The 25,212-nt window shown below is 73.4% G+C and carries 25 protein-coding genes; 5 read left to right on the forward strand and 20 right to left on the reverse strand.

What is annotated here, in order from left to right:
- Nucleotides 1-44: 44 nt before the first annotated feature.
- Nucleotides 45-1,466: a phytoene desaturase family protein gene (locus ABT158_RS15365; RefSeq protein ID WP_352353521.1), complete on the forward strand. Its 1,422-nt coding sequence runs from the start codon at nucleotides 45-47 to the stop codon at nucleotides 1,464-1,466.
- Between the two features lie 7 nt (nucleotides 1,467-1,473).
- Here the strand turns inward: ABT158_RS15365 and ABT158_RS15370 are convergent, their stop codons facing one another.
- The 6 genes from ABT158_RS15370 to ABT158_RS15395 form a co-directional block, all read right to left on the reverse strand.
- The gene (locus tag ABT158_RS15370) at nucleotides 1,474-2,523 is read right to left on the reverse strand and encodes a threonine aldolase family protein (RefSeq protein WP_352353523.1); all 1,050 of its coding nucleotides are present in this window, start codon (nucleotides 2,521-2,523) and stop codon (nucleotides 1,474-1,476) included.
- Nucleotides 2,520-3,149, reverse strand: coding sequence for an SDR family NAD(P)-dependent oxidoreductase (locus ABT158_RS15375; RefSeq protein WP_352353525.1), 630 nt, complete (start codon nucleotides 3,147-3,149; stop codon nucleotides 2,520-2,522). The genes ABT158_RS15370 and ABT158_RS15375 overlap by 4 nt, the downstream gene beginning before the upstream one ends.
- Nucleotides 3,146-5,209 carry a DUF6421 family protein gene (locus tag ABT158_RS15380; protein ID WP_352353527.1) on the reverse strand — a complete coding sequence of 688 codons (2,064 nt, stop codon included), beginning with the start codon at nucleotides 5,207-5,209 and terminating at the stop codon, nucleotides 3,146-3,148. Before ABT158_RS15380 ends, ABT158_RS15375 begins: the two co-directional genes overlap by 4 nt.
- Before the next feature lie 70 nt (nucleotides 5,210-5,279).
- Complete coding sequence (locus ABT158_RS15385; RefSeq protein WP_352353529.1) at nucleotides 5,280-5,936, reverse strand: response regulator; 657 nt, start codon at nucleotides 5,934-5,936, stop codon at nucleotides 5,280-5,282.
- 70 nt (nucleotides 5,937-6,006) lie between these two features.
- Nucleotides 6,007-7,722 (reverse strand): serine/threonine protein kinase, encoded by a 1,716-nt coding sequence (locus tag ABT158_RS15390; protein ID WP_352353673.1) that lies wholly within the window; start codon nucleotides 7,720-7,722, stop codon nucleotides 6,007-6,009.
- A complete protein-coding gene (locus tag ABT158_RS15395) occupies nucleotides 7,722-9,197 on the reverse strand; it encodes a hypothetical protein (protein ID WP_352353531.1) in 1,476 nt (491 codons plus the stop codon). The genes ABT158_RS15390 and ABT158_RS15395 overlap by 1 nt, the downstream gene beginning before the upstream one ends.
- 102 nt (nucleotides 9,198-9,299) lie before the next feature.
- Between ABT158_RS15395 and ABT158_RS15400 the strand changes: the two genes are divergently transcribed.
- Together ABT158_RS15400 and ABT158_RS15405 are read left to right on the forward strand one after the other, a co-directional pair.
- Nucleotides 9,300-11,294: a hydantoinase/oxoprolinase family protein gene (locus ABT158_RS15400; protein WP_352353533.1), complete on the forward strand. Its 1,995-nt coding sequence runs from the start codon at nucleotides 9,300-9,302 to the stop codon at nucleotides 11,292-11,294.
- Entirely contained in the window at nucleotides 11,291-12,991 is a 1,701-nt protein-coding gene (locus ABT158_RS15405; protein WP_352353535.1) for a hydantoinase B/oxoprolinase family protein, read from the forward strand. The genes ABT158_RS15400 and ABT158_RS15405 overlap by 4 nt, the downstream gene beginning before the upstream one ends.
- Here ABT158_RS15405 and ABT158_RS15410 read toward each other — a convergent pair.
- The 10 genes from ABT158_RS15410 to ABT158_RS15455 form a co-directional block, all read right to left on the reverse strand.
- Complete coding sequence (locus ABT158_RS15410; protein WP_352353537.1) at nucleotides 12,934-13,548, reverse strand: Uma2 family endonuclease; 615 nt, start codon at nucleotides 13,546-13,548, stop codon at nucleotides 12,934-12,936. The two genes, ABT158_RS15405 and ABT158_RS15410, sit on opposite strands and share 58 nt — an antisense overlap.
- Before the next feature lie 21 nt (nucleotides 13,549-13,569).
- Entirely contained in the window at nucleotides 13,570-14,208 is a 639-nt protein-coding gene (locus ABT158_RS15415) for an adenosylcobinamide amidohydrolase (protein ID WP_352353539.1), read from the reverse strand.
- Nucleotides 14,205-14,981: an ABC transporter ATP-binding protein gene (locus ABT158_RS15420; protein WP_352323661.1), complete on the reverse strand. Its 777-nt coding sequence runs from the start codon at nucleotides 14,979-14,981 to the stop codon at nucleotides 14,205-14,207. The genes ABT158_RS15415 and ABT158_RS15420 overlap by 4 nt, the downstream gene beginning before the upstream one ends.
- Nucleotides 14,978-16,033, reverse strand: a complete 1,056-nt coding sequence (locus tag ABT158_RS15425; RefSeq protein ID WP_352353541.1) for a FecCD family ABC transporter permease — start codon at nucleotides 16,031-16,033, stop codon at nucleotides 14,978-14,980. The genes ABT158_RS15420 and ABT158_RS15425 overlap by 4 nt, the downstream gene beginning before the upstream one ends.
- A gap of 2 nt (nucleotides 16,034-16,035) precedes the next feature.
- Nucleotides 16,036-17,001 carry an ABC transporter substrate-binding protein gene (locus ABT158_RS15430; protein WP_352353543.1) on the reverse strand — a complete coding sequence of 322 codons (966 nt, stop codon included), beginning with the start codon at nucleotides 16,999-17,001 and terminating at the stop codon, nucleotides 16,036-16,038.
- 257 nt (nucleotides 17,002-17,258) lie between these two features.
- Nucleotides 17,259-18,116, reverse strand: coding sequence for a Gfo/Idh/MocA family protein (locus ABT158_RS15435; RefSeq protein ID WP_352353545.1), 858 nt, complete (start codon nucleotides 18,114-18,116; stop codon nucleotides 17,259-17,261).
- Nucleotides 18,117-18,188: 72 nt separating this feature from the next.
- On the reverse strand, nucleotides 18,189-19,001 hold the full coding sequence (locus tag ABT158_RS15440; protein WP_352353547.1) for an SDR family NAD(P)-dependent oxidoreductase: 813 nt from the start codon (nucleotides 18,999-19,001) through the stop codon (nucleotides 18,189-18,191).
- Nucleotides 18,998-20,215 carry a cytochrome P450 gene (locus ABT158_RS15445; protein WP_352353549.1) on the reverse strand — a complete coding sequence of 406 codons (1,218 nt, stop codon included), beginning with the start codon at nucleotides 20,213-20,215 and terminating at the stop codon, nucleotides 18,998-19,000. The genes ABT158_RS15440 and ABT158_RS15445 overlap by 4 nt, the downstream gene beginning before the upstream one ends.
- Nucleotides 20,212-21,168: a phosphotriesterase family protein gene (locus tag ABT158_RS15450; protein WP_352353551.1), complete on the reverse strand. Its 957-nt coding sequence runs from the start codon at nucleotides 21,166-21,168 to the stop codon at nucleotides 20,212-20,214. The genes ABT158_RS15445 and ABT158_RS15450 overlap by 4 nt, the downstream gene beginning before the upstream one ends.
- Entirely contained in the window at nucleotides 21,153-21,920 is a 768-nt protein-coding gene (locus ABT158_RS15455; RefSeq protein WP_352353553.1) for a phytanoyl-CoA dioxygenase family protein, read from the reverse strand. The genes ABT158_RS15450 and ABT158_RS15455 overlap by 16 nt, the downstream gene beginning before the upstream one ends.
- Before the next feature lie 59 nt (nucleotides 21,921-21,979).
- Here ABT158_RS15455 and ABT158_RS15460 point away from each other — a divergent pair, with 59 nt between their 5' ends.
- A complete protein-coding gene (locus tag ABT158_RS15460) occupies nucleotides 21,980-22,906 on the forward strand; it encodes a TIGR03621 family F420-dependent LLM class oxidoreductase (RefSeq protein ID WP_352353555.1) in 927 nt (308 codons plus the stop codon).
- On the forward strand, nucleotides 22,899-23,483 hold the full coding sequence (locus tag ABT158_RS15465; RefSeq protein ID WP_352353557.1) for a histidine phosphatase family protein: 585 nt from the start codon (nucleotides 22,899-22,901) through the stop codon (nucleotides 23,481-23,483). The genes ABT158_RS15460 and ABT158_RS15465 overlap by 8 nt, the downstream gene beginning before the upstream one ends.
- A gap of 9 nt (nucleotides 23,484-23,492) precedes the next feature.
- On the opposite strand, the gene ABT158_RS15470 is transcribed toward ABT158_RS15465, so the two are convergent.
- Genes ABT158_RS15470 through ABT158_RS15485 form a run of 4 tightly spaced genes read right to left on the reverse strand, consistent with a single transcriptional unit; the run spans nucleotide 23,493 to nucleotide 25,135 of the window.
- Nucleotides 23,493-23,783, reverse strand: coding sequence for a hypothetical protein (locus ABT158_RS15470; protein WP_352353559.1), 291 nt, complete (start codon nucleotides 23,781-23,783; stop codon nucleotides 23,493-23,495).
- Nucleotides 23,735-24,061: a maleylpyruvate isomerase N-terminal domain-containing protein gene (locus ABT158_RS15475; protein ID WP_352353561.1), complete on the reverse strand. Its 327-nt coding sequence runs from the start codon at nucleotides 24,059-24,061 to the stop codon at nucleotides 23,735-23,737. Before ABT158_RS15475 ends, ABT158_RS15470 begins: the two co-directional genes overlap by 49 nt.
- 20 nt (nucleotides 24,062-24,081) lie before the next feature.
- Entirely contained in the window at nucleotides 24,082-24,840 is a 759-nt protein-coding gene (locus ABT158_RS15480; protein ID WP_352353563.1) for a hypothetical protein, read from the reverse strand.
- A 43-nt stretch (nucleotides 24,841-24,883) separates the two neighbouring features.
- Nucleotides 24,884-25,135 carry a hypothetical protein gene (locus tag ABT158_RS15485; protein ID WP_352353565.1) on the reverse strand — a complete coding sequence of 84 codons (252 nt, stop codon included), beginning with the start codon at nucleotides 25,133-25,135 and terminating at the stop codon, nucleotides 24,884-24,886.
- Nucleotides 25,136-25,212: the final 77 nt, after the last annotated feature.

The raw sequence follows: 25,212 nt of genomic DNA on the forward strand, positions 1-25,212 counted from the left end.
CGGCGTGAGAGGCTGGGACCCCGGAGCGCGGAAGGGCGGGCGCCATGGTCACCGCAAGGGCTGAGACGGTCGTCGTGGGGTCGGGCCCCAACGGGCTGATCGCCGCCGTCATGCTGGCCCGCGCCGGGCGCGAGGTGCTGCTGCTGGAGGCGGCCGACCGGTTCGGCGGCGGGCTGCGCTCCGGCGAGCTGACGCTGCCCGGCCGGGTGCACGACCTGGGCGCCATCGTGATGGCGATGGCGCTGGCCTCGCCGGCGATGCGGGCGCTCGACCTCAAGGGGGTCGAGTTCGCCCATCCCCCGGTGGCCGCGGCCCATCCGCTCGACGACCGTCCGGCCGTGCTGCTGCACCGCGACGCGGCCCGTACGGCCGAAGGGCTCGGCAGGGACGGCCGGGTCTGGCAGGCGACCGCGGGCGCGGCGGCGCGGGCCGGGTTCCCGCTCATGGAGGTGCTGCTCAGCCCGCTCGGGCCGTGGCGGGCCGGGCCGCGCACGTTCGCGCGGGCGGCCGGGTTCGGGGCCGCGGCCGCGCTGCCGGCCACGACGTTCGGCCGCGGGGCGCTGCGCACCGTCGAGGGGCGGGCGCTGCTGGCCGGGCTGGCCGCGCACTCCATGCTCGACCTGCGCTCCCCGGTCAGCGCCGGTTACGGGCTGGTGCTGGGGGCGCTGGCCCACCTGGTGGGCTGGCCGGTCGTGCGCGGCGGCTCGCAGGTGCTGGCCGACGCCCTGGTGGCCGAGCTGCGTTCGCTGGGCGGCGAGGCGGTGACCGGCCACCGGGTCGAGCGGCTCGACGAGCTCGACGCCCGGACGGTGGTGCTCGACGTGACGCCCCGGCAGTTCCTCGCGATGGCCGACCTGCCCGCCGGTTACCGCCGCGGCCTGCGCCGCTACCGGTACGGGCCCGGCGTCTTCAAGCTGGACTGGGCGCTCGACGGCCCGGTGCCCTGGCGTGACCCGGAGGTCGCGCGGGCCGGGACCGTGCACCTCGGCGGGACGCTGGAGGAGATCGCGCTCGCCGAGGCGGAGGTCGCCGCCGGACGGCACTCGCCCCGCCCGTACGTGCTGGTCGTGCAGCCGTACGCGGCCGATCCGAGCAGGGGCGGGCACACGCTGTGGGCCTACTGCCACGTCCCCAACGGCTCGGCGGCGGACATGACGGACGTCGTCGAGGACCAGATCGAGCGTTACGCGCCCGGCTTCCGCGACCGGGTGCTGGCCAGGCACGCGACCGGCCCCGCCGCCCTGGAGGCGGGCAACCCCAACCTGGTCGGCGGCGACATCGGCGGCGGGCTGAACGACCTGGTCCAGCTCGTGCGGCGGCCGGTCTGGTCGGCCGCGCCCTGGCGCACCCCGCTGCCGGGGGTGTTCCTCTGCTCGTCCTCGACGCCGCCGGGGCCCGGCGTGCACGGGATGGGCGGCTGGCAGGCCGCCCGCCTGGCCACGCAGGCGGAGCGGCACGCCTCCTGACCGCGGGTCAGGCCCGCATCTCCTCGGCGACCGCCGCCGCGAACGCGTCGACGTCCGCCTCGGTGGTGTCGAAGGCGCACATCCAGCGCACCTCGCCGGTCGCCTCGTTCCAGGTGTAGAAGCGGAAGCGCTTCTGCAGCCGCTCGGTGACGTCCGCCGGCAGGATCGCGAAGACCGCGTTGGCCTCCACGGGCCGGGGCAGCGTGACGCCCGGGATGCGCCCCACGGCCTCGGCCAGCCGCCGCCCCATGGCGTTGGCCTGCCGCGCGTTGCGCAGCCACAGGTCGCCCGAGAGCAGCGCCTCGAACTGCGCCGAGACGAACCGCATCTTGGACGACAGCTGCATGAACGTCTTGCGGATGTAGTCGACGCCGGTGGCCGCCGACGGGTTGAGCACCACGACGGCCTCGCCGTACAGCAGGCCGATCTTGGTGCCGCCGAAGGAGAGCACGTCCACGCCCGCGTCGGTGGTCAGGGCCCGCATCGGCACGTCGAGCGCGGCGGCGGCGTTGGTCAGCCGCGAGCCGTCGAGGTGGACGAGCAGGCCGAGCTCGTGCGCGTGGGCGCAGATCGCGGCGATCTCCTCGGGCGTGTAGACGGTGCCCCACTCGGTGGTGTTGGAGATGGACACCACCTTGGGCTGGGCCCGGTGCACGTCGCCGAAGCCCCACGCCTGGCGGTCGATCAGCTCGGGGGTGAGCTTGCCGTCGGGCGTGGGCACGGTGAGCAGCTTGATGCCGCCCGCCACCTCGGGGGCGCCGCCCTCGTCGGTGTGGATGTGGGCGCTCTCTGCGCAGATGACCGCCTCCCAGTGGGCGGTCATCGCGCGCAGCGAGACCACGTTGGCCGCCGTGCCGTTGAAGACCGGCCAGGCCCGCGCCCCGTCGCCGAAGTGCCGCTGGAAGACCTGCTGCAGCGCCTCGGTGTAGACGTCGTCGCCGTAGGCGATCTGGTGACCGCCGTTGGCCTGGACGATGGCCTGGAGGATCTCCGGGTGCACGCCGGCGTAGTTGTCGCTGGCGAACGCCTTGAGCTGGGGGTCGTGCCGGGGGATCAAGAAGTGAGGTCCAATCGGGTGCCGTTGATGTCTGCGGCGGGGCGGTCGTAGAGGCCGGCGATCGCCTCCGCCAGGTCGCCGACGTCGGTGAAGCCGGGGAACTTCGCCTCCGGCTTCGCGGCCCTCATCGCGTCGTTGACCAGGGCCTTCACCACCAGTATGACCGCTGCCGCGTTCGTGCCGGACAGCGCGTCGGCCAGGGAGAGCGTCCACGCCTCCGAGGCCGCCTTGGCCGCCGCGTAGGCCGCGCCGCCCGCCGTGGGGCGCTGGGCGGCCTTGGCGGAAATGATCACGAACCGGCCGTTGTCGCTCTTGCGCAGCAGCGGCTCGAAGGCCAGCGACACGTGCTGGAGCGTGCGGATCAGCAGGTCGTGCAGGGCGTCCCAGTCCTCCAGGCTGGTGTCGGCGAACGTGCGCGCGCCGCGCCAGCCGCCGACCAGGTGGACCACGCCGTCGACCCGGCCGTGCTCGGCGTCGATCCGGGCCGCGAGGTCCTGGACGGCCGCGCGGTCGAGCAGGTCGACGTCGTCCTTGTCGACCCCGATCACGGTGTGCCCCTGCTTGCGGAAATGCCCGGAAACGGCTTCACCCGTGGGGCCGCCGGCCCCCGTCACCAGGATGATCATGCGCGGATCCCCTTAGTCGACTCGACCACGTCTGTCAGCTTACGGCGCAGAGCCTCGTAGAACATGCTGAGCGGGAACTCGTCCGGCAGCACCGCGTCCACCTTGGCCTTCTGCTCCTCGGGCAGGGCCTGGACGCCCTTGGCCCACACCGAGCCGGGCGCCGGCGGCACGTACGCGCTGACCAGCTCGTGCGCGGCCAGCCAGTGGGCCAGCTTGGACCGGTCGATGCTGTCGCGGTACAACTTCTCGACCTCGCCCCGCAGGTCGGCCACGCCGTCGGCGACCCGCTCCCAGTCGATCGTGAGCCGGTTGTCGGTCCAGCGGACGATGTCGTTGCGGTGCAGGTACGCGAAGAGCAGCTGGCCGCCGAGCCCGTCGTAGTTGCGCACCCGGTCACCGGTGACCGGGAACCTGAACAGCCGGTCGAACAGGATGGCGAGCTGCACGTACCGGGCGTGCGGCACGCCCTTGTTCTCCAGCTCCACGGCCTCGCCGAACGCCGTCAGGTCGCAGCGCAGTTCCTCCAGCGAGTACAGCCAGTACGGCATCCGCTGCTTGATCATGAACGGGTCGAACGGCAGGTCGCCGTGGCTGTGCGTGCGGTCGTGGATCAGGTCCCACAGGACGAACGTGTCCTGGGCGAGCTGCTGGGAGTCCAGCAGGCGGGCGGCGTCCGGCGGCAGGTCGAGCCGGAGCGTGGCGGCGGCCGCCGCCGAGACCCGGCGGAACCGGGCGGACTCGCGGTCGGCGAAGATGCCGCCCCAGGTGAAGCGGGCCGGGGCCTGGCTCACCGCGACCGTCTCGGGGAACAGCACGGCCGAGTGGGTGTCGTAGCCGGAGGTGAAGTCCTCGAAGGCGATCGGCACGAACATCGGGTTGTCGTAGCCGCCGGCCTCCAGCCGGGCCAGCCAGTCGGGCCAGATGGTGCGGATCCAGACGGCTTCGAGGTTGCGGTCGAGATTGCCGTTCTGGGTGTACATGGGGAACACCACGACGTGCTCCAGGCCGTCCACGCGCTGGGTGTCGGGGTGGAAGAGGTCCAGGGCGCGCAGGAAGTCGGGCACGCCGAGGTCCTGCTCGGCCCAGGCGGCCAGGTCGTCCTGGACGGCCTGGAGGTAGGCGGCGTCATGGGGGAAGTAGGGCGCGATCTCGCCCACGCGGCGGCCGATCTCGGCGACCAGCGCCTTGGCCCGCTCCTTCTCCTCCGGCACCGAGCCGTCCTTGACCTGGAGCGGCTTCAGCTCCTCCACGGCCTCCTTGAGCCGGGCGAACAGCGCGGCCTTGGCCTCGTCCCGGGATCCGGCGGCCTCGTCGCCGCCGGGGACGCGGGCGGCCCAGGTGATCACGTTGCCCCAGAGCCTGCGGTGGTCGTAGTCCTCGATCGAGTCGTCGCCGAACAGGTCGGAGTCGGCGAACACGACGACGCGGCCCTTGCCGTGCCGCAGGGCGAGGGCCAGCGGCGCGCCCGCCGGGTCGGCGGTGGCCGAGGTGGCGAACAGCACCGTCGCCTCCTCGGGGGCGGTCAGGACGCCCGAGCGGTAGAAGCAGGCCCGCTGCACGCCGGCCAGCACGCCGTCGCCCGTGGCGCGCTCGGCGAGCACCCAGGTGGCGACCTCGCGATGGGCGTTCCTCGGGTCGCGCACGGTCGTGTGACCGACGCCGACGCCGAAGCGGGCGAGCAGTTCGGCGACGTTGTTGCCGTACTTGTCCTGCTCCTCCTCGGCCAGCACCACGAGCCCGCCGCCCTCGGCCACGAAAGCCTCGACGGCGTCCAGCTCGGCGGCGGCGAAGACGGGGCTGCCGTGGCCGGTGGTGCGCTCCCACCGGTCGCCGGACGGGTGGGCGATCACCAGGACGTCCTGGCCGGCCAGCACCGCGGCCGTCAGGGCGCCCTCGGTGTGGGCGAGCACGTCGTGCCCCAGATGGCGCAGCGCGGCGGCCGCGCGCGCGTAGCTGTTGTCGTCGGGATGGGCGGGGTTGATGGTCTCGGCGACCTCGCGGCGGATGGTCCACGACTCGCTGTGGGCCTCGTCGAACAGCACCCGGGGGAACGATGGCATGAAATATCTCCTGTTACTACCGCCTTCTCACGGAAAATATACACATACGTACCCCCCTGTCCGTCAAACCTCAGGCCGCGCCGGGACGCACAACCCCTGATTCGTAGGCGAAGACGACCGCCTGAGCCCGGTCCCGCAGGGACAGTTTCATCAGCACCCTGGCCACGTGCGTCTTGACCGTGGCCTCGCCGACGTACAGGTCCCTGGCGATCTCGGCGTTCGTCAGCCCCCTGGCCAGCAGCCGCAGCACCTCCAGCTCGCGCGGCGTCAGCTCGGCCAGCATCGGCGAGGGCGTGGGGTCGGCGCGCCCGGCGAACGTGGCGATGACCCGGCTGGTCACGGCCGGGTCGAGCAGCGCGTCGCCGGAGTGCACCACCCTGATCGCCTCCAGCAGCTGCTCGGGCGGCGACACCTTGAGCAGGAACCCGCTGGTGCCGGCGCGCAGCGCGGCGTAGAGGTTCTCGTCGGTGTCGAACGTCGTGAGCGTGATGACCTTGGGCGGCGAGGGCGTGTCCAGCAGCTCCTTGGCCGCGGCGAGCCCGTCGAGCCGGGGCATGGAGATGTCCATCAGGACGATGTCGGGTCTGGTGCGGCGGGCCACCGCGATGGCCTCGCGTCCGTCGCCGGCCTCGCCGACGACCTCCATGCCGGGGTCGCTCTCGACGACCATGCGCAACCCGGCCCTGACCATCGCCTGGTCGTCGGCGATGACGATTCGTATGCCCACAGGCGGAGGGTAGACGGCCGATGCCCGGCTTGGACACCCAGGTCAAGCCGGGCACAAGTCAGTTCCAAGTCTACGTGGGGCGCACGCTCTGCCTGATGCGCGTCTGGACGGCGTCGTCGCAGGTGTTCTTGGCGCAGAAGTACATCACGAGCATGGTCTTGGGCTGACGGTCGATGACGTAGCTGACGAATCCGAGCCGGGTGCCGCCGGCCGGGTCGTGCAGCACGCCGTCGAAGCGGGTGGCCGGGCTGCTGCCCGCCTGGTCCTGGACCGGCTTGCCCAGGTCCACCTGGCCGGGCAGCAGGTTGTCCATCTTGCTCTTCATCTGCTCGGAGTCGCCGCCCGCGTCGAGGGTGTCGGAGACCTGGACGTACACGCCCACGGCGCTGTCGGGGTCGTCGGCGACGATCTGGGAGATCGCCGACCAGTCGGCGCCCGGACCGGCCACGAACAGCGACTCGAACTCGGTGGCGTGCGGCGAGGCCACGGCGAACAGGTCCTGGTGGGTGCGCGCGGTCCAGTCGCCGGGGTACTCGAAGGCCAGCGGCGCGGCGGCGCTGGCGGCGTAGCGCGACCAGGTGTCGCCGCGGTGGTTGAAGATGATCATCGCGACCAGCGTCAGCGCGGCCACGGCGGCCACCAGCGTGACCGCCACGATCGGCAGCCGCCCCGGCCGCCTGGGCGGAGCCGTGGGATGGGTGGGGGCCGCGCGCCGGGAATGGTCCTCGTGCGGCCCGGAGGGCTGCCCCAGGCCGTGCGGGCCCGTGCCGGGCACCGCGTACGGGCTCTGCTGCGGGCCGGCCTGAGGGACGGCCTGAGGCCCCGTACGAGGGCCTGCCGGCGGGCCCGCCGCCCCCGGGACCGGCGCCGCGTGCGGGCCGGTGCGCGGGACGGCGTGCGGGACCAGATGGGGCCCCGACGGGTGCCGGCCGCCCGGCTCGGCCTCCTGGCCGCTGATCGCGTCGCGCAGCGCGGTCACGAACTCGACACAGGTGGCGTAGCGCTGCTCCGGCGCCTTGGCGAGGGCGCGCGCCATCACGACGTCCACCTGCGGCGGCAGCTCGGGACGCAGCTGCGACAGCGGCACGGGCTGCTCGGCCAGGTGCGCCCACAGCAGCGCGATGTCGTTCTCCCGCTGGAACGGCAGCCGCGCGCTCAGCGCCTCGTAGACCACGCAGGCCAGCGCGTACTGGTCGCACCGACCGTCGATGTGCTCCTTGTTGATCTGCTCGGGCGACATGTACCGGGGCGTGCCGATGAACTGGTCGGTCTGGGTCAGGCCGGAGATCGACGAGCGGTGCTTGGTGATGCCGAAGTCGGTCAGGTAGACGTGGTCGCCGGCCAGCAGGATGTTGGCCGGTTTCACGTCGCGGTGGATCAGGTCGTGGGCGTGCGCGGCGTCGAGCGCTGCGGCCGTCTGGGCGAAGATCTGGCTGGCCTGGGCGAGCGGCAGCGGGCCCCGGTCGTAGATGAGCCGGCGCAGGTCGAGGCCGTCCACGTAGCGCATGGCGATGTACAGCACGCCGTCGGCGTCGGCGTTGGCCTCGTAGATGGGGATGATGTTGGGGTGCTCGATGCTGGCGACCGTCCTGGACTCCAGGATGAAGCGCTGGCGGAACCTGTCGTCCACGGAGAGCACCGGGTTGAGGATCTTCAACGCCACGCGGCGGCTGAGCCGGGGGTCGAGCGCCAGGTAGACGACGGCCATGCCGCCCTTGCCGACGATGTCCTCGATGTAGTACCCGGCCACCTCCTGGCCGATGAGCGATCTGTCGTTCAATTGCATCACGTCTCGATGGGATGGCCGCAGTAGCCGCAGAAACGATGGGCCGGGCCGAGCCGCATGCCGCACGAGGTGCAGTACTTGACCGGCGGCGAGTCGGGGGCGGTCATCACCTGCTGCTGCTGCGGGACCGCCAGGAACGGCTGCGAGCGGCGCACGACGACGGTCTGGCTGGCGCCCTCGTCGAACGGCGAGGGCACCGGCAGGGTCTCCGGCAGCTCGGCCGGTCTCTCCGGGGCCCGCCGCCGCCACAGCAGGAACACCAGGCCGGCCCCGGCGATGAGCAGCAGCCCGGCCGCCACCAGGAACGGCCACAGCGGCGTGGAGCGCGACGGGGGCGCCGCCGCCTGCTTGGTGCCCTGGTCCTCGGGCCCGCCGCGCTTGGCCAGCGACGTCTTGAGCAGCGTGGCGGCCACCACGTTGCCGGGATAGAGCTCCAGGACGCGCTGGAAGCCCGGCGCCGCCTCGGTGTAGTACCTGGTGTGGTAGCGGGTCAGCGCGGCCTCGAAGGCGGTGTCGATCGCGCCCCTGCGCGGCGCGACCTTGGCCGCGGCCAGGGTGGCGGTGATCTCCCTGACGCCCAGCATGGTGGCCGACTTGCCGCCGCCGATGAGTAGGCCGATGACGTGCCCGTCCTTGTCGCCGATCACCGGCGCGCCGGCCAGGCCCTGGTCGGCCAGGGCGCCCAGCTTGACCGGCTCGTCCACCTTCTTCTCCGGGTCGGCGAACGGCCTGCCGGACACGCCGGCCTGGCCGCCCTTGGCCAGGTGGGCGATCTGCACGGTCTCCTGGACGCCGGGCCCCGGCCGGCCGAGGAAGCCGGCCACGTTGGTCGGCGAGCCCTCCTGCTCGGGCACCTTGTCGGCGAGCGGCGCGGTGGGCATGCCCACGCTGCCGGCGGCGGGCGTGAGCGGGACCAGCACGGCGGGGGTGTCGGGGGTCTTGCCGGCCTTGATGCACTTGTACTTCAGGCCCTGGCCGGGCGGCGAGACGTTGGTGAACACCGTGATGTCGGTGGTCACGTCGATGATGCAGGTGGCGGTGCTGGTCTTGGGCGGGTAGCACTCCTGCAGGTGGTGGTCGAGCAGGTCGTCCTTGAGCTTGTGCTTTTGGTAGTCGAGCGGGATCTTCACCTTGTGGTGCTCGGCGAAGATCTTGTTGGCGGCGTAGACGGCGACGTCATCAGGGTTGACCGCGTTGCGCCTGAGCGTGACGACGTCGCCCTCGGGGTTGACGACGGTCCCCGTGCCCGACGCGAACGGGATGTCGTAGGAGCGCTCCACGTGTTTCAGCTCGCCGATGTGGTCGAGCAGGGTGATCTCCACATGGGACACCGCCTCCACCCGCACCACGGCCGGCGTCACCAGGTCGGTGATCCCGCTGGGATGGTTGTGGGCCGCGGCGGGGAGGGCGGCGGGGATCGCGAGCAGCACGAGCGCCGCCGCCACGCCGCCCGCCAGAGCTGTGATGCGCGCCATCTTGGCTCCCAACACTGAATAGATCCAGGTTCCCAATCAGATGCCGTAAGTCAATAGATCGATACATAGACAAGCGCTTGCTCGGGGAACTACCGTACCGGGATGGGTTTCGCGATCGGCGTCGACGTCGGCGGCACCTTCACCGACGTGGTCCTGAGCGGCCCCGGCGGCGTCACCGCCGTGGCCAAGTGTCTGAGCACCCACGACGACCCCATCGCGGGCATACTCACCGGCGTTACTCGCGCGCTCGGATCCGCAGACCCCGCCCGGGTCACCCGGGTCGTGCACGCCACCACGCTGGCGACCAACGCGGTGCTCGAACGCACCGGCGCGCGGGTGGCGTTCGTGACCACCCGGGGCTTCCGCGCCGCCGTCCCGCTCGGCCGGTACGCCCGCGTGGAGGAGGACCGGTACGACCTGCGCTTCACGCCGCCCCCTCCCCCGGTCGCGCCCGGCGACTGCTTCGAGGTGGACGAGCGCGTCTCGGCCCGCGGCGCCGTGCTCACCCCCCTGGACCCCGGCTCGGTGCGGCGGGCCGCGGCGGAGATCGCCCGGCGCGGCATCACCTCGGCGGCCGTCTGCCTGCTGCACTCCTACGCCGAGCCCGCCCACGAACGGCGGGCCGCGGCGATCCTGCGCGAGCACGTGCCGCACGTGGTGGCCTCCTGCGAGATCTGGCCCGAGATCCGCGAGTACGAGCGCGCCACCACCACCATCATGTCCGCCTACATCGGCCCGCTGATGACCTCCTACCTGTCGCGCCTGCGCGAGCGCCTGGCCGCGATCGGGATCGACGCGCCCGTGCACGTCATGGAGTCCGGCGGCGGGGTCGTCTCGGCCGAGCTGGCGGCCCGGCGCGCGGTGTCCACCATCGAGTCGGGCCCGGCCGCCGGGGTGCTGGCGGCGGCCGGGACCGGGCTGCCGGACGTGATCTCGTTCGACATGGGCGGCACGACGGCCAAGGCGTGCGTGGTGCGCGGGGGGCGTCCGGAGATCACCCACGAGTTCCACGTGGGCGGCAAGGGCAGCTTCGGCGGGCGGCGGGCGGGCACCGGCGTGCCGATCAAGACCCCGGCCATCGACCTGGCCGAGGTCGGCGCGGGCGGGGGCAGCGTCGCGTGGCTGGACCCGGCGGGCGCGCTGCGCGTCGGGCCCCGGTCGGCGGGCTCCTCCCCCGGTCCCGCGTGCTACGGGCTCGGCGGCGGCGAGCCGACGGTCACCGACGCCGACCTCGTGCTCGGCTACCTCTCCTCGGCCTCGATGCCGCTGTCGGCGCCGCTCGCGGCCAAGGCCGTGGACCGGCTGGCCGGGCCGCTCGGGGTGTCGCGGGAGCAGGCGGCGCACGCCGTGCACGAGATCGTCAACGCCTCGATGGCCGCGGCCGTGCACGTGGTGACGGTCCAGCGCGGGATCGACCCGCGGGGGTTCGCGCTGGTGGCGTTCGGCGGCGCGGGGCCGATGCACGCGGCCGGGGTGGCGCGGCGGTTCGGGATCGCGACGGTGGTGGTGCCCGCGTACTGCGGGGTGGCCTCGGCGGCCGGGCTGCTGTCGGGGGCGCTCTCGACGGACCGGGTGTTGTCGCGGCTGGACGCGGGCGACCCGGAGGAGGTCTTCGCCGCGCTGGCCGCCGACGCCGCCGCCGACCTGGGCGTCGCCCGGGTGCGGGTGGCCCGGTCGGTGGACGTGCGGTTCAAGGGCCAGTCGCACGACCTGACCGTGGACTGGGCGGAGTCGCGGGAGGAGCTGGCGTCGCGATTCTTCGCGAAATATCAGCAGGTGTATGGGATCGTCCAGCAGGGGGAGATCGAGCTGGTCAGCTACCGCGTCCGCGTCACCGACGCCGCCGCGCCCGCCGCGCCCGCCGCGCCTGGGTCTGGTGGGGACGCGGGCGGCGGCGTGGAGGGGCGCAGGAGGGCGTACTTCCCCGAGGCCGGAGGATGGCTCGACGTCCCCGTGCACACGCGGCGGACGCTGGACCGGGTGCGCGGCCCGGCGATCGTCGAGGACGCCGAGTCCACGATCGTCGTCCCGCCCGGCTGGCGGGCCGCGGCCGGCCCGTCGGGCGCGGTGCGCCTGACCCTGGAGGGCGCCGCGTGAACGACGCGCTGACCGCCGAGGTGCTGAGGAACGCGCTGGTCGTGGCCGCCGAGGAGGCCAGCATCGTGGTGGTGCGGTCGGCGTACTCGACGTTCATCGTGGAGGGCTCCGACGCCTCGGCGGCGATCCTGGACGCCGGGGGCCGCCTGGTCGCGCAGTCCATGGCGACCACGCTGATGAACAGCATGGCGCTGAAGGTCGCGCTGCCCGAGCTGCTGAAGGACGTCCCGCCGCACACCATGCGGCCCGGCGAGGCGTACGCGCTCAACGACGCCTACCGGGGCGGCGTGCACACCAACGACCTGCTGGTCTACCGGCCGGTGTTCGCCGGCGGGGTGCCGGCGTACTTCACCGCCACCATGATCCACGTCTCCGACCTGGGCGGGCTGTCGGCCGGCGGGATGGCGCCGCTGGCCACCGACATCTTCCTCGAAGGGCTCCAGCTCCCGCCGGTCCGCCTGGCCACCCTGGACGGCCTCGAACCGGCCGTGGAGGCCGTCCTGCGGGCCAACAGCCGCACGCCCGACAAGGTCATGGGCGACGTACGGGCGCTGGTCGCCGGGACGGCGGTGGCCGCCGCCCGCGTGGAGTCCCTGATGGCCGAGTACGGCGTGGCGGGCCTGGCCGCGGGCGTCGAGGACTACCTGGACCACACCGAGACCAGGACCCGCGCGGCGCTGGCGGAGCTGCCCCGGGGACGGTTCGAGGCGTCGTACCCGATCGACGACGACGGGGTGCGGCCGGGGGTGGCGCACGACGTACGGGTCGCCGTCACGCTCGGCGGGGACGCGGCCGTCCTCGACTTCACCGGCACCGGGCCGCAGGTGCCCGCCGCGATCAACGCCTCGGCGTCGCAGTCGCTGGCGGCGGCCGTCTTCGCGGTGCGCTGCTTCCTGGACCCGACGATCCCGATGAACGACGGCTGCCTGCGCGCGATCGAGGTCGTCCTGCCGGAGGGCTCCCTGCTGAACGCCCGTTCCCCGTATCCGTGCGGCGGCCGGTACGTCCCCATCTACGCCGCCATGGAAGCCGTGTTCCAGGCGATGTCGGACGCGATGCCGGACCGCGCGATCGCGGCCAGCGGGATCCTCCAGCCGTTCTCGATCGCGGCGGTGGGGGCGCCGTACTGGATCCACCTGTCCTACGACTTCGGCGGCGTGGGCGCCCGGCAGGGGCTGGACGGGCCGGACGCGACGGGCGTGCACTTCGGCATCGGCCGCAACTCGGTGCCGCAGGCCGAGCCGGTGGAGAGCCGCTGCCCGCTGATCGTGGAGTCGGTCGGGACGATCGCCGACTCCGGCGGCCCCGGCCGCTTCCGTGGCGGGCTCGGCTCGCGTACCGTGTACCGCTTCCTGGCCGACTGCCACGTCACCACCCGCGGCGACCGCCTGCGCCTCCCGCCCCCGGGCCGGGACGGCGGCCTGCCCGGCAGGGTGGGCGGCTTCCACAAGCGCCACCTGGACGGGCGGGTGGAACGCCTGGCCTCGAAGGTCAACAACGTGCGGTTCGCGGCGGGCGAGGCGTTCGTCGTGGAGACCACGGGCGGCGGCGGCCTCGGCCCCCCGTCGGAAAGGGACCCGGCGGCGATCCTGGCCGACCTGGAGTCCGGCCACATCACCGCCCAGGGCGCCGCGAACGACTACGGCTTCGACCCCCGGGGACCGGTCAGGACGGCCGGGTCGAAACTCACCGGATAGGGCGTCGAGAGACTGACCGTGGTGCCCGCCTCGTACGCGACGGGCCCCTTGTAGGAGTCGTCGTCGAGCTCGTAGACGTAGAGCGTCGGCCCCTCGTCGGGCTCCACACGCCAGTAGACGGGGATTCCGGCTGCCGCGTAGACCAGCACTTTGCTCGTACCGTCGAGCAGTCGGGTGTGCGGGCCCGCGACCTCCACGGCCAGCAGCACGTCGCTGGGCACGAGCGGCCCCGACCCGCAGGCTTTCTCGGGCACCACGACGAGGTCGGGGATGTGGAGGCACCCCTCGCCGGCGCGAACGCCGACGCCCGGCAAGGGCTCCAGCCCGGGCGTGGCCGCGTCGTCGAGGATCACCAGCAGCCGGCTGATCACTCGCTGGTGATCGGGGGTGGAGGGAGGACTCACCACCAGGCTCCCGTAGACGCGCTCGTAACGGTTCCCGCCGTTGGGGAACGTAAGGAGGTCATCGTCCGGGCCGGGAAGAACGGTGCACCTTGTGGGGGGATCGATCGGCGTTGCGGTCACCCACTCAGTATCGGGAGTCACGCCCTTGTCCACATGCTACTTCCCCCAAAATCGTCACCTGTAGTCACCGGGTCGCCACGCCTCGGCGCCGCGGCGGACGGCGGTGTGGACGGCGCGGGCCGCGCGGGCGCCCCACTCCGAGCGGGGGCCGCCGAAGAGCTGCTCGGGGCCGTCCTGCGGCACCACCACGCAGACGGCGTCCGAGGCGGTGCCCGTGCAGGGGTAGCCGGCCTCGATCAGCGCCTGGGTCTTGGCCTCGGTGACCGTCATGACCAGGTTCACCAGGGCGGCGTCGGTCATGGCGACGGGCAGGACGGTCACGATGTTGACGGTCCCCGCCCGCATGGGGGCGAGTTCGGGGTCGGCGGCGCCCTCGGGGGCGGCGGCCCAGGTGGGGACGCGCAGCCCGACGGTGGCCACGGCCTCCGCTCCCCCGTCGGCGGCCCGCACGTACCGGTCGACGGAGGCGGCGGTCAGCATGCCGACGCCGGGGCCGGGCGGGCCCAGCTCGACCAGGTGGTCCACCGGGTCCATCCGCGCGTAACCGGCCACGACCTGGGCGTTCAGCACCCATTCGCGGGGGCCGATGCCGCCGCCGAGCATGGCCGAGGAGATCATGCGGAAGCCGGGACCGAACTCCCACAGCAGGGACCCCAGCCGGGCCCCCTCCTCCACGCGATAGGTCAGCTTCACGTCCCACCTCGCACCAGGTGCACCACGGGCCGCCCGTCGGGGCCCGGCTCGATCTTGACACGGGCGTCGAAGTGCCGGCCGATCAGCGCCTCGGTGAGCACCTGTTCGGGGCGGCCCGTGGCGGCGGCGTGGCCGTCGGCCAGCAGCATCAGGCTGTCGGCGTACAGGCCGGCGACGGTCAGGTCGTGCAGGGTGGTGACGACGGTCAGGCCGTCGGCGCGGCGCAGGCGGTCGACGAGTTCCAGCACCTGCTGCTGGTGGCCGAGGTCGAGCGCGGTGGTGGGCTCGTCGAGCAGCAGCACGGGGGCCTGCTGGGCCAGCGCCCTGGCCAGCACGACGCGCTGGCGCTCGCCGCCGGACAGCTCGCCGACGCGGCGTCCGGCGAAGGAGGTCAGGTCCAGCCGGTCCAGCACGGACGCGGTCACCTCGCGGTCGTGCCGGCTCTCCCGTCCCAGGTAGGGGATGTACGGCGTGCGTCCCAGCAGGGCGTAGTCGAAGACCGTCATGTCGGGCGGCAGGGCGGGCGTCTGCGGGGCGTAGGCCAGCAGCCGGGCGCGCTCGCGGGGCCTGAGCGCGGCGAGCGGGCGCTCGTCGAGCACGACCTCGCCCTGGTGCGGGACGATCGCGCCCATGACGGTCTTGAGCAGCGTGGACTTGCCCGCGCCGTTGGGGCCGATGATCGCCAGCCACTCGCCGCGCCGCACGTGCGCGTCGACGCCGGTCAGCACGTCGCGCTCGCCCAGGCGCACCGACAGGGCCCGTACGCCGATCACGTGGCCACCCGCCTGGTCATGCGCAGGACGCCGACGAAGAACGGCGCCCCGACGAACATCGTGACGACCCCGATGGGCAGCTCGGCCGGCGCGATCACGGTGCGGGCGATGAGGTCGGCCGCCACGAGGAAGGCCGCGCCGCCGATCAGCGACAGCGGCAGCACGATCCGGTACGAGCCGCCCGCCAGCCGCCGGACGACGTGCGGCACGACCACGCCGACGAACCCGATGAGCCCGCTGACCGCGACGGCCGACGCGGTGGCCAGCGAGGCGGCCACGAGGACGGTCAGGCGCACCCGGCCGGCCCGCACGCCGAGGCTGCCGGCCTCCTCGTCGCCGACGCTGAGCACGTCCAGCATCCGGCCGTGCAGCAGGAGCAGGACGGAGGAGACCGCGGCGTACGGCAGCACCAGCAGGAGCTGGTCCCACCCGCCGCCGACGTCGCCGAGGATCCAGGAGTAGATGCGCTCCAGCTCCTCGACCTTGAGCTGCTGGACGAACGTCTGGATCGCGGTCAGGAACGACGTGACCGCCACCCCGGCCAGCACCAATGTCGCGGTGCCGCCGCCGGTGCCTCCGGTGCCGCCGGAGCGGCCGGCCGCGTTGCCCAGCGTGTACGCCAGGAACACCCCGCCCACCGCCCCGGCGAAGGCGGCGACGGGGATGCTCCCGCTGGCGCCGGGCAGCAGCACGATGGCCAGCGTCGTGGCCAGCCCGGCGCCGGAGGCGGCCCCCAGCAGGTACGGGTCGGCCAGCGGGTTGCGGAACACGCCCTGGTACCCGGCGCCGGCCATGGCCAGCAGGCCGCCCACGACCGCGGCGACGAGCACCCTGGGCAGGCGCAGCTCGTACAGCAGGCCCTGCTCGACCGGCGCGAGGCCCGAGTCGGCCGAGACGAACGGCAACCAGTCCGCCACCTGGAGGACCACCTGCCACGGCGAGATGTCCGCCGCGCCGCCGAGCAGCCCGGCGACCATCGTGAGGGCCAGCACGGCGAGGGCGCCCGCCACCCAGACGGGACGCGCCCTCGACGGCTGCGCCTTGCCTGTCACGCTCAGCCCGCGCCGCCGGCCTTGGCCACGGCCGCGCCGATCGCCTGGGCCAGGTCCACGACGCGCGGGCCCCAGCGGGAGGCGAGGTCGTCGTCGAGCTGGATCACCTGGTCGTTCTTGACGGCCGAGAGGTTCTTCCAGCCGGGCCGCTTGGCCAGCGTCTCCTTGCTCTGCTGGCAGCACTTGACGTCGGCCAGGAAGATCAGCGCGGGGTCGGCCTGGGCGACGAACTCGGCCGACAGCTTGGGGTAGCCGCCCGCCGCGTCCGGGGCCTGGTCGGCGATGTTGGTCAGCCCGAACATGCCGTAGACCTGGCCGATGAACGTCTTGGACGTGGCGGCGTACGGCGTCTGGTCCAGCTCGTGGTAGTAGGTGAGCTTCTTGTCCTTGGGGGCGTCGGCGGCCAGCTTGGCCATGGCCGCCTTCATGCCGGAGACGACCTCGTCGGCCTTGGCCTTGTTGCCGGTGGCCGCGCCGATCTCGCTGATCTCCTCGTACGCCTCCTCCAGCCCGGTCGCGGCCGGTTCGAGCAGGACGGGCACGTTCACCTTGGCCAGCTCGGCGACGATCTTGTCCTGGTCGTTGGAGAGGATGACCAGGTCGGGCTTCTTGGCGATGATCGCCTCGACGTTCGGCTTGAAGCCGGACAGGTCGCTCTTGGGGGCCTCCGGCGGGTAGTTCGACTGGTCGTCCACCGCGACGACTTGGGGGCCGGCGCCGACCGCGAACAGCGTCTCGGTGTGGGTGGCCGAGAGCGAGACGATGCGTTCGGGCTTCTTGGCGAGGGTGACCTTGCCGTTGCCCGCCTCGACGGTGACCGGGAAGTCCCCGGTGCCGGCCGCGGCGGTCGTGGGAGGGGGGCTGTCGGGGGAGTTCGAGGGGGCGACATTGGCGCCGGTCTGGCCACATCCGGCCAGGACGAGCGTTCCCAGCAGCGCGCCCGCGAAGGCCGTGCGTACGGGCCTCACGAGTAGTCCTTTCACACTGTCGGAACCGAGAGACCCGCGATGAGCGACGGATCACCCTTTTCCACGAGGGTTGATGACGTCGGCGCAGAGGCAGGCGACCTGGCTATGACAGTTGCGGGACAGCGCCGGAATCGCACCGGACTTCGCTGCAGCACTGCGCGTCGGACAAACGTTATCAATGCCCCAGACGTCCTCGACGTCAAGGGGTCTCGGGGTCAGGCGCCGAAACCCCCGAAGCAGGCGTCGAAGCCGCGGGGTCAAGCGGCGAGCTGCGCCTCCGCGGCGGCGATGATCTCCTGCAGGCGCAGGCCGTGCGCCGCGTCCAGCGGGTGGCCGCCGCCGCGCCGGACGGTCTGGGCGAACTCCTCGGCCACGACCTCGAAGGGGTCCTCGTCGCCGGGCAGCAGGACGGCGTTGCCGGTCCTGCCGTACACCTCGAAGGTCGAGGGCGGCAGGTCGCCGACGGCCGCCATGCACAGGGACGCCTCGCTGACCGCGCCGTCCTCGTGCTCCAGCAGCAGGCCGGTCCAGCCGAGCGGGTTGCCGTGCGCGCGCACGCCGACGACCCGGCCGAGCGCGGCGTCGAGCAGGTCGATGACGTGCGGGCCGACGTCCAGCAGGGCGCCGCGCTCCAGCCGCCACGGGGTGGCGAACGGGTTGCCGCCGAGCAGCGCGCCGGAGATGTTGGCGGCGTGCCCGCCGAACGGCTGGATCTCGGCGCAGCGGGCCAGGAACGTGCGGGTCGGGGTGGCGTAGCGCATGGTGAGCATCATCTGCGAGGGCACGCCCGTCTCCGCCACGGCCTCGGCCACCCGCATGGCCCCCTCCACGGAGTCGGCCAGCGGCTTCTCCAGCAGCAGTGCCTTGCCCGCGTGCGCGGCGCGGACGGCCAGCTCGGCCTGCACGCCGGGCGGCACGCAGAACGCCACGGCCTCGCAGGCGTCGAACAGCTCCTCGACCCGCTCGTACACCGGGGCGCCGAGCCTGGCGGCCTGCTCGGGGCGGCGGGCCCAGACGCCGGCGAGCCGGGTGTGGGGGCCTTTGGCCAGCATCGGCGCGTGCGCCATCTCAGCCCAGGGCCCCGCCCCGATCAGCCCGACCGCGACCGGCTCCATCCGTCCCCCTTAGTCCGCTTTTCTCCAGACCTTAGATCCTCCGTCCGGGCTCCCGCCCACCGGCCCCTGCGGTCAGGCGCGGGAGCGGTGGATGGCGTGTTCCGGGCGGTGGACGAGGGTGCCGCCGTCGAGGGCGATGGTCTGGCCGGTGATGCAGCGGGACTCGGCCGAGGCCAGGAAGCCGACCAGGTCGGCCACGTCCTCGGGGGCGCAGGGCCAGGGCAGGAGGCGTTCTGCGGCCTTGTCGGCGAGCTGCTCCGGGGTGAGGGCGCGCTCGGCGGCGGCGGTCATGACCAGGGCGGGGGCGACGGCGTTGCAGCGGATGCCGCGGGCGCCGTACATGGTGGCGACGTAGCGGGTGAAGCCGACCAGGGCCGCCTTCGAGGTGCCGTACGCGGCGTGGTCCACGTCGCCGGTCAGGCCCGACACCGAGGACGTCAGGACGATCGCGCCGCCGTCGCGCATCACCGGGACGACGTGCTTGACCAGCAGCATCGCGCCACGCAGGTTGACCTCCATCGTGCGGTCCCAGACGGCGGCGTCCATGGCGGTCAGGTCGCGGTCGCGGCCGTAGACGTCGCGGTCGAGGCAGGCGGCGTTGGAGTGCAGCACGTCCACCCGGCCGAAGGCGGCCACCAGCGCGGCCACCGACTCCTCCACCTGCTTCTCGTCCGACACGTCGCAGGTCAGCGCCATGGCGGCGCCGCCCCGGGCGCGTACGGCGGCGGCGGTGGCCCGTGCCGGGGCGGCGCGCAGGTCGAGCACGCCCACCCGGGCGCCCTCGGCGGCCAGCCGGGCCGCGCACGCCGCGCCGATGCCGGACCCCGCCCCCGTCACCAGCGCCACCCGCCCGCCGAACCGCCCGTTCGGGACGTCCGCGCTCACCACTCCACCTCCAGCGCGCTCAGCCCGCGCCCCACCAGCGACCTGCGGTAGGCGACGGGCGCGTCCGGGACCAGCCGCAGGCCGGGCAGGCGGCGCCCGAGGACGTCGAGCGCGGTGCGCAGCTGCAGGCGGCCGAGCGCCGCCCCGACGCAGAAGTGGATGCCGTACCCGAAGACCAGGTGGTCGGCGGCGTTGGGACGGTCGATCACGAACCGTTCCGGGTCGGGGAAGACGGTCTCGTCGTGCCCGGCGGAGTCGGTGGACAGCAGGACGAGCGAGCCCGCCGGGATCGTCACGCCGTGCAGGACGACGTCCTCGACGGCGTGCCGGAAGGAGCCCAGGGAGGCGCCGTCGATCCGCATGCACTCCTCGACCGCCCCCGGGATCAGGGCCGGCGGCACCGGCCAGGCGTCCTCGCGCAGCAGCCGCAGGACGCTGTTGCCGAGCTGGTTGGGGACGGTGTCGTTGCCGCCGAGCAGGATCGTGGAGATCAGCTCGACGACCTCCCGACGGCTCAGCTCGTCGCCGATCAGCGAGGTCATCAGGGACGTGAAGTCGTCCCGCGGGTCCTTGGCGCGGGCGGCCACCAGGCGGTCGACGTAGTCGAGGTAGGCCAGGAAGCTGTCGGCCAGCTCAAGCTGGCGGGCCGGCGGCTGCGGCGACAGGAACAGCATGAACCAGTCCTTGACGTGCGCCTGCACGAACGCCTCGTCGGCGGCGGGCACGCCGATGAAGCGGGCGGTCAGCTTGACCGACGGCTCGTGCCCGATCTCGGCGACGAAGTCGGCCCGGCCCCTCGGGGCGACCCGGTCGAGGACGTCCTCGTTCAGCCGCCGGAAGCGCTCCTCCATGGCGGCGACGGCCCGCGGCGTGAAGGCCCGGGAGACCGAGCGGCGCAGGCGGGTGTGGTCGGGCGGGTCCACGTTGGCCACGAAGCTGGACAGGAACGAGCCGTGCTCGCCCAGCTTGGCGCGGGTCTGCGGGGTGAGGCTGCGGGAGATCGTCAGCGACCCCTCGGAGGAGAAGCGGGCCGGGTCGCCGTACGCGGCGCGCACGTCGGCGTGGCGGGTCAGCACGTACGCGCCCAGGTGCTCGCTGCGGAACACCGGCCGTCCGGCGCGCAGGCGGCGCAGGAAGTCGTACGGCGCGGCGACGTGCCAGTCGGCGGCGACGTCGAAGTCCTGCGCCGAGGCGGGGGTCGTCGCAGAGGTCATCGCAGGATCCTCCTGGGGTTGTCGACGAGCATCTGGTGGAGCTGGTCGCCGGTGACGCCGCGGCTGCGCAGTTCGGGCACGACGTCGCGGGAGATGTGCAGGAGGTGGTAGTTCGGGTGGCGACGCCGTACGACGTCGGGGTCGAACCGGTCGTTGAAACAGTACGAATCGTGACCTAGAACCATTTTTCCGGCGTGGCCGCGTTCGCACATCGCCGCCACCACCGCCACCCGGTCGTCGAACGAGCTGATCGTCTCGATGCCGAACCGGTCCATGCCCAGGTAGGAGCCGCCGGCCACCAGCTCCTCCAGGTACGCCAGGTCCGTCGAGTCGCCCGCGTGCCCGATCACCACCCGTTCCAGGTCCACGCCGAGCGAGCCGAGCAGCCGCTGCTGCTCCAGCCCGCCCCTGGAGGCGCTGTGCGAGTGCGTGGTGATCGGCGCACCGGTGGCCAGGTGGGCCTCGGCCACGGCCCGGAACACCCGCTCGCACCCCTTGGTCATGCCGAGGTGGTCGGAGGCGCATTTCAGCATGGCCGCCTTCACCCCGGTCCGCCCGATCCCCTCGGCGAGGTCGCGGACGAAGAACTCGGCCAGCCGGTCCGGGCCGCCGAACAGCGACCCCGGCCCCCGGTTGCCGAAGTACGGCGGCAGCGCGTCGTAGGTGTAGAGCCCGGTGGCGGCCACGATGTTCACCGACGTCAGCTCGGCCACCCGCTGGACGGCCGGGACGTACCTGCCGAGCCCGACGACGGTCAGGTCGACGATCGTGTCGATGCCCTCGGCCTTGAGCGCGTCGAGCTTGGCCGCCGCCTCCCGCGCCCGCCGCTCCAGGTCCCAGCCCTCGGGGACGTCCGGCCAGTTCCACAGGATCTCCGGGCTGAGCCCGAACACGTGCTCGTGCATCAGCGTCGCCCCGAGGTCGGCGACCGGCCCCCTCACGGTCTCAGGCACGGGAACCTCTCGTGCTCGAAGGGCCGGTTGACCTCCAGGCCGAGCCCGTCGGTCTGCCGGTACGGCAGCCCGGTGTAGAGGGCGTCGGCGTCGAAGTAGGTGACGGTGAACGACAGGCGGGCGGTGTCGCGCCGGTTGGCGGACGCGCCGTGCACGGTGAGCGCGTGGTGCACGGTGGCGTCCCCGGCCCGCAGGTCGAACGGTGGCGACAGCTCCAGCTCGGCGATCCAGGGATGCTGGCTGAGCTGGTCGTCCCCGGCGCGGGTGAAGCTGCGCCCGAGCAGGCCGCAGCGGTGGGAGCCGCTGTAGAAGCGCAGCGACCCCATGTCGGCGGGCACGTCGGCCAGCGCCAGCCACACGGTCAGCATGGCCGAGCGGTCCATGGGCATCCACGGGAAGTCCTGGTGGAACTCGGTGGCGCCGTGCTCGCCCGGCTCCTTGACCAGCAGGTTGGTGACCTGCACGCGCACGGCCCGCACCCCGCCCAGCAGCCGTACGGCGTTGCGGCCCATGGCCGGGCTGGTGCTCAGCGCGCCGAACAGCTCGTCCTCGGCGGCGACGTCGCGGGACTGCCCGAAGGCCCGGTCGACCGGCGTGTCCCCGGCCCGGCTGCGCGACCGCAGGCGCTCGCGGGCCCGTTCGCGCAGCTCGCCGACCGTGTCCGGGGCGACCAGCCGGTCCAGGCGGACCCAGCCGTGCTCGCCGAAGAACGCCACCTCGTCGTCGGTCGCCTGGCGTACCGGGATCTCCATGGCCACCAGTGTGCCACTCCAAGCAAGCGCTTGGTAAGATCCGGGTCGAGGAGGATGCCGTGCGACGGTTCAGGTTCGGTGCGGTGCTGCGCGGGGCGCGGTCCGGCAAGGAGTGGGCCGAGCGGGCCAGGCGGCTGGAGGCGTCCGGCTTCGACGTGCTGCTGGTGCCCGACCACCTGGTCGGCCCGCGCTTCGCGCCCGTCGCGGCGCTGACGGCGGCGGCCTGCGCCACCACCCGGCTGCGCGTCGGCACCCTGGTGTTCGCCAACGACTTCCGGCACCCGGCCGTGCTGGCCAAGGAGGCCGCCACCCTGGACCTGCTCTCCGGCGGACGCCTGGAGCTGGGCCTCGGCACCGGCTGGATGGCCGACGACTACGAACGGGCCGGGCTGCGGCTGGACCCGCCCGGCGTGCGCCTCGACCGGCTGCGCGAGGCCCTGGAGGTGATCAAGGGCCTGTGGGGCGACGGCCCGCTGACGTACGAGGGCGCGCACTACCGCCTGGCCGGGCTGGAGCAGGAGCCCAAGCCGGTGCAGCGCCCGCGCCCGCCCATCCTGCTGGGCGGCGGCGGCCCCCGCATGCTCGCCCTGGCCGCCGAGCACGCCGACATCGTCAACCTCGGCACCCGCGTCAAGGCGGACGGCACCGGCCCCGACCCGCGCGACGCCGGCCCGGAGGCGTTCCTCGCCAAGCTGGCGCTGCTGCGCCGCAGCCCCCGCCACCACCTGCTGGAGATCGGCACCAGCGTGATGCAGGTGGGCGAGCGCAAGCCGGAGGAGTCGTGGAGCGCCGCCGACAGCTCCGGGCTCGGCGACACGCCGCAGGTGCTGCTCGGCACCCGCCGCGACGTCGCGGACCAGCTGCGCCACTGGCGCGAGGCGCACGGCGTCTCCTACTTCGTGCTGCACCACGAGCGTGACCTGGCCGCCTTCACCCCTGTCGTCGAGGAGCTGGCGGCCCTGCCGGATGATGGACCTCATGGATGAGATGTTGTTGCTGAGGCACGGAGCCACCGAATGGAGCACGGCCGGCCGGCACACCGGCCGTACCGACCTGCCCTTGACGCCCGACGGGGAGGACCAGGCCAGGGCGCTGGCGCCGCTGGTCAAGGCGTCCGCGTTCGGGCTGGCGCTGGTCTCCCCCGCGCAGCGGGCCCGCCGTACGGCGGAGCTGGCCGGTTTGACGGACTACGAGGTCGACCCCGACCTGTGGGAGTGGGACTACGGCGGCTACGAGGGCATCACCACGCCGGACATCAGGAAGACCCGGCCCGGCTGGTACCTGTGGCGTGACGGTGTGATCCCCGGCGACGCCGAGCATCCCGGCGAGAGCGCCGCCGAGGTGGCCGCGCGCGCCGACCGGGTGATCGAGCGGGCCCGCCGGGCCGAGGGGCGGGTCGTGCTGGTGGCGCACGGCCATTTCCTGCGCGTGCTGGCCGCCCGCTGGCTCGGCCTCGACCCGGCGGACGGCCGGCTGCTGCGGCTCGACACCGGCACCTACTCCCGGCTCGGCTTCGAGCACGCCGAACCGGTGCTGCTGAGCTGGAACTCGCCGGTCGCCTGAGGGGGTTCGTCAGTCGCAGCCGAGGGTGGCGGCGGCGCGGATCAGGTCGCGGGTGAGCTCCCGGTCGCCCTCCGAGGCGTGCGGGAAGGCGTCCGGGGGCCACCGGCCGGCCACCAGCCGGCAGAAGTCCACCGCGCAGGCCGAGATCAGCCCGGCGTCCCGGCCAGGGGTGCGCGAGAGCGGGACCGTCCACGTGCCGCCCCCTGGGCCGGTCAGCACGACAGTGACCGAGACGTCGCGGCGCGGCCCCCTCAGCGCCCGGGGCAGCAGCGCCAGGCCGAACTCGGCGACCAGGCGCACGTTGCCCGGCACGCGGCGGCGCGGCCGCGCCAGCGCCGGTGCGCCGGGGCCGCGCCCGCGCCGGGCAGGCCCATGAAGGAGACCACGGTGGCGTCGTTGGCGGCCAGGTGCCCGACCAGGTCGCGGACCGTGCCGTGGCGGGCGATCGGCGCGTCCCACTGGGCCGGGCTCAGCTCGGTGAGCAGGTCGTCCATGAGCGCCACCTGCTCGGCGTACGGCACGGTCACGGACGCCACGCCCCCGGCCTCGCCCTCGCCGTAGAGGTAGGGGTCCGTCATGGCTGCCTCCGCAGCCGACGCTAACCCGGCCGCGGTGCCCGCGCCAGACGGCTGCCGGGGAACGGCGCGAGCAGGGTCTCGCGCCAGGGGCCTTCGAGGTAGCCGCGGGCCCGCCTGCCCCAGTCGAGCAGCCGGGAATCGGGCGGGACCTCGTCGTCGAGCCCGAGCGCGGCGTCGCGGGCCCGCTGGGTGGCCAGGTGGTCGTCCAGTGAGACGGCCCACATGGTGACGACCTCGGTGTCGCAGAACAGCACCTCGTACAGGCCGGTCAGGGTGTGGCCGTGCTCGGCCAGCAGCGGGGCGCGCTCGGTGCGGACGGCCTCCAGGTAGTCCAGCGCGGCCCCGGGGCGGACGCGGGCGCTCTCGAAGAGGTAGAACTCGGCGGCGGGGGCCCCGGCGAGCGGCGGGCAGCCCGGCGCGGCGCCGAGCGGCCTGGAGAAGGCGGAGAAGCGCAGGTCGTCGATGTCGGACAGGAACAGGCGCTCGTCCACGCCCTGGTAGATGTCCATCATCTGGCGCCAGCCGCCGTCCCACCCGCCGTGGCAGTCCCACAACGTGACGGCCTTGAACTGGGGGTGGCCGGTGATGCCCACGGCGTAGAAGGCGCCGACGAGGTCGATCTCGCGCGACCTGATGGACATGCCGGTGGTCAGGGCGGGCTCGGCGCGGCTCTCGTCCTCGCGTTTGTAGCGGGTCAGCCAGGTCAGGTACTCCAGCGGCCGTCTGGAGTTCATCGGCCGGAAGTCGACCTCTTCGAGCAGGTGGATCGCGCGCCGCACCACGCCTCCTCTACCAAGCATTTGCTTGGCATGAGGATAGCGATCAGGTCAGCGCCTGGGAAGGCCGCGGCCCCCTGCCGGTCAGCCACTCCAGCACCCGGCGGTGCCCGGAGGCGGCGTCCTCGAAGTGGCCCCAGTGCCAGTAGCGCGGCTGGTCGCGCAGGCCGGTCACCCAGGTGCGGTAGGAGATGGCGGCGCCCGCGGGCGCCACGCCGTACGTGCGGACCACGACCTTGCCGCCCGGCGCGAGCAGCACGTCGTCGGCGATCGGGTACAGGTTCATCTGGTCGAGCATGTACGCCATCCTGACCTGCGGAAATTCCCCGCCGGTTACGCCTCCGGCGCGCCCCCGTTAAGGGAGCGCGCCGGAGG

Source organism: Nonomuraea sp. NPDC001636, assembly GCF_040298265.1.
GTDB lineage: Bacteria > Actinomycetota > Actinomycetes > Streptosporangiales > Streptosporangiaceae > Nonomuraea.

Excerpts from the sequence above, each read along its gene's own strand:
- ABT158_RS15375 (WP_352353525.1), bottom strand. The coding sequence starts at position 3,149 with ATGATCATCCTGGTGACGGGGGCCGGCGGCCCCACGGGTGAAGCCGTT.
- ABT158_RS15465 (WP_352353557.1), top strand. The coding sequence starts at position 22,899 with ATGGATGAGATGTTGTTGCTGAGGCACGGAGCCACCGAATGGAGCACG.
- ABT158_RS15395 (WP_352353531.1), bottom strand. The coding sequence starts at position 9,197 with ATGGCGCGCATCACAGCTCTGGCGGGCGGCGTGGCGGCGGCGCTCGTG.
- ABT158_RS15485 (WP_352353565.1), bottom strand. The coding sequence starts at position 25,135 with ATGCTCGACCAGATGAACCTGTACCCGATCGCCGACGACGTGCTGCTC.
- ABT158_RS15475 (WP_352353561.1), bottom strand. The coding sequence starts at position 24,061 with ATGACGGACCCCTACCTCTACGGCGAGGGCGAGGCCGGGGGCGTGGCG.
- ABT158_RS15390 (WP_352353673.1), bottom strand. The coding sequence starts at position 7,722 with ATGCAATTGAACGACAGATCGCTCATCGGCCAGGAGGTGGCCGGGTAC.
- ABT158_RS15445 (WP_352353549.1), bottom strand. The coding sequence starts at position 20,215 with ATGACCTCTGCGACGACCCCCGCCTCGGCGCAGGACTTCGACGTCGCC.
- ABT158_RS15400 (WP_352353533.1), top strand. The coding sequence starts at position 9,300 with ATGGGTTTCGCGATCGGCGTCGACGTCGGCGGCACCTTCACCGACGTG.
- ABT158_RS15455 (WP_352353553.1), bottom strand. The coding sequence starts at position 21,920 with ATGGAGATCCCGGTACGCCAGGCGACCGACGACGAGGTGGCGTTCTTC.
- ABT158_RS15365 (WP_352353521.1), top strand. The coding sequence starts at position 45 with ATGGTCACCGCAAGGGCTGAGACGGTCGTCGTGGGGTCGGGCCCCAAC.
- ABT158_RS15435 (WP_352353545.1), bottom strand. The coding sequence starts at position 18,116 with ATGGAGCCGGTCGCGGTCGGGCTGATCGGGGCGGGGCCCTGGGCTGAG.
- ABT158_RS15380 (WP_352353527.1), bottom strand. The coding sequence starts at position 5,209 with ATGCCATCGTTCCCCCGGGTGCTGTTCGACGAGGCCCACAGCGAGTCG.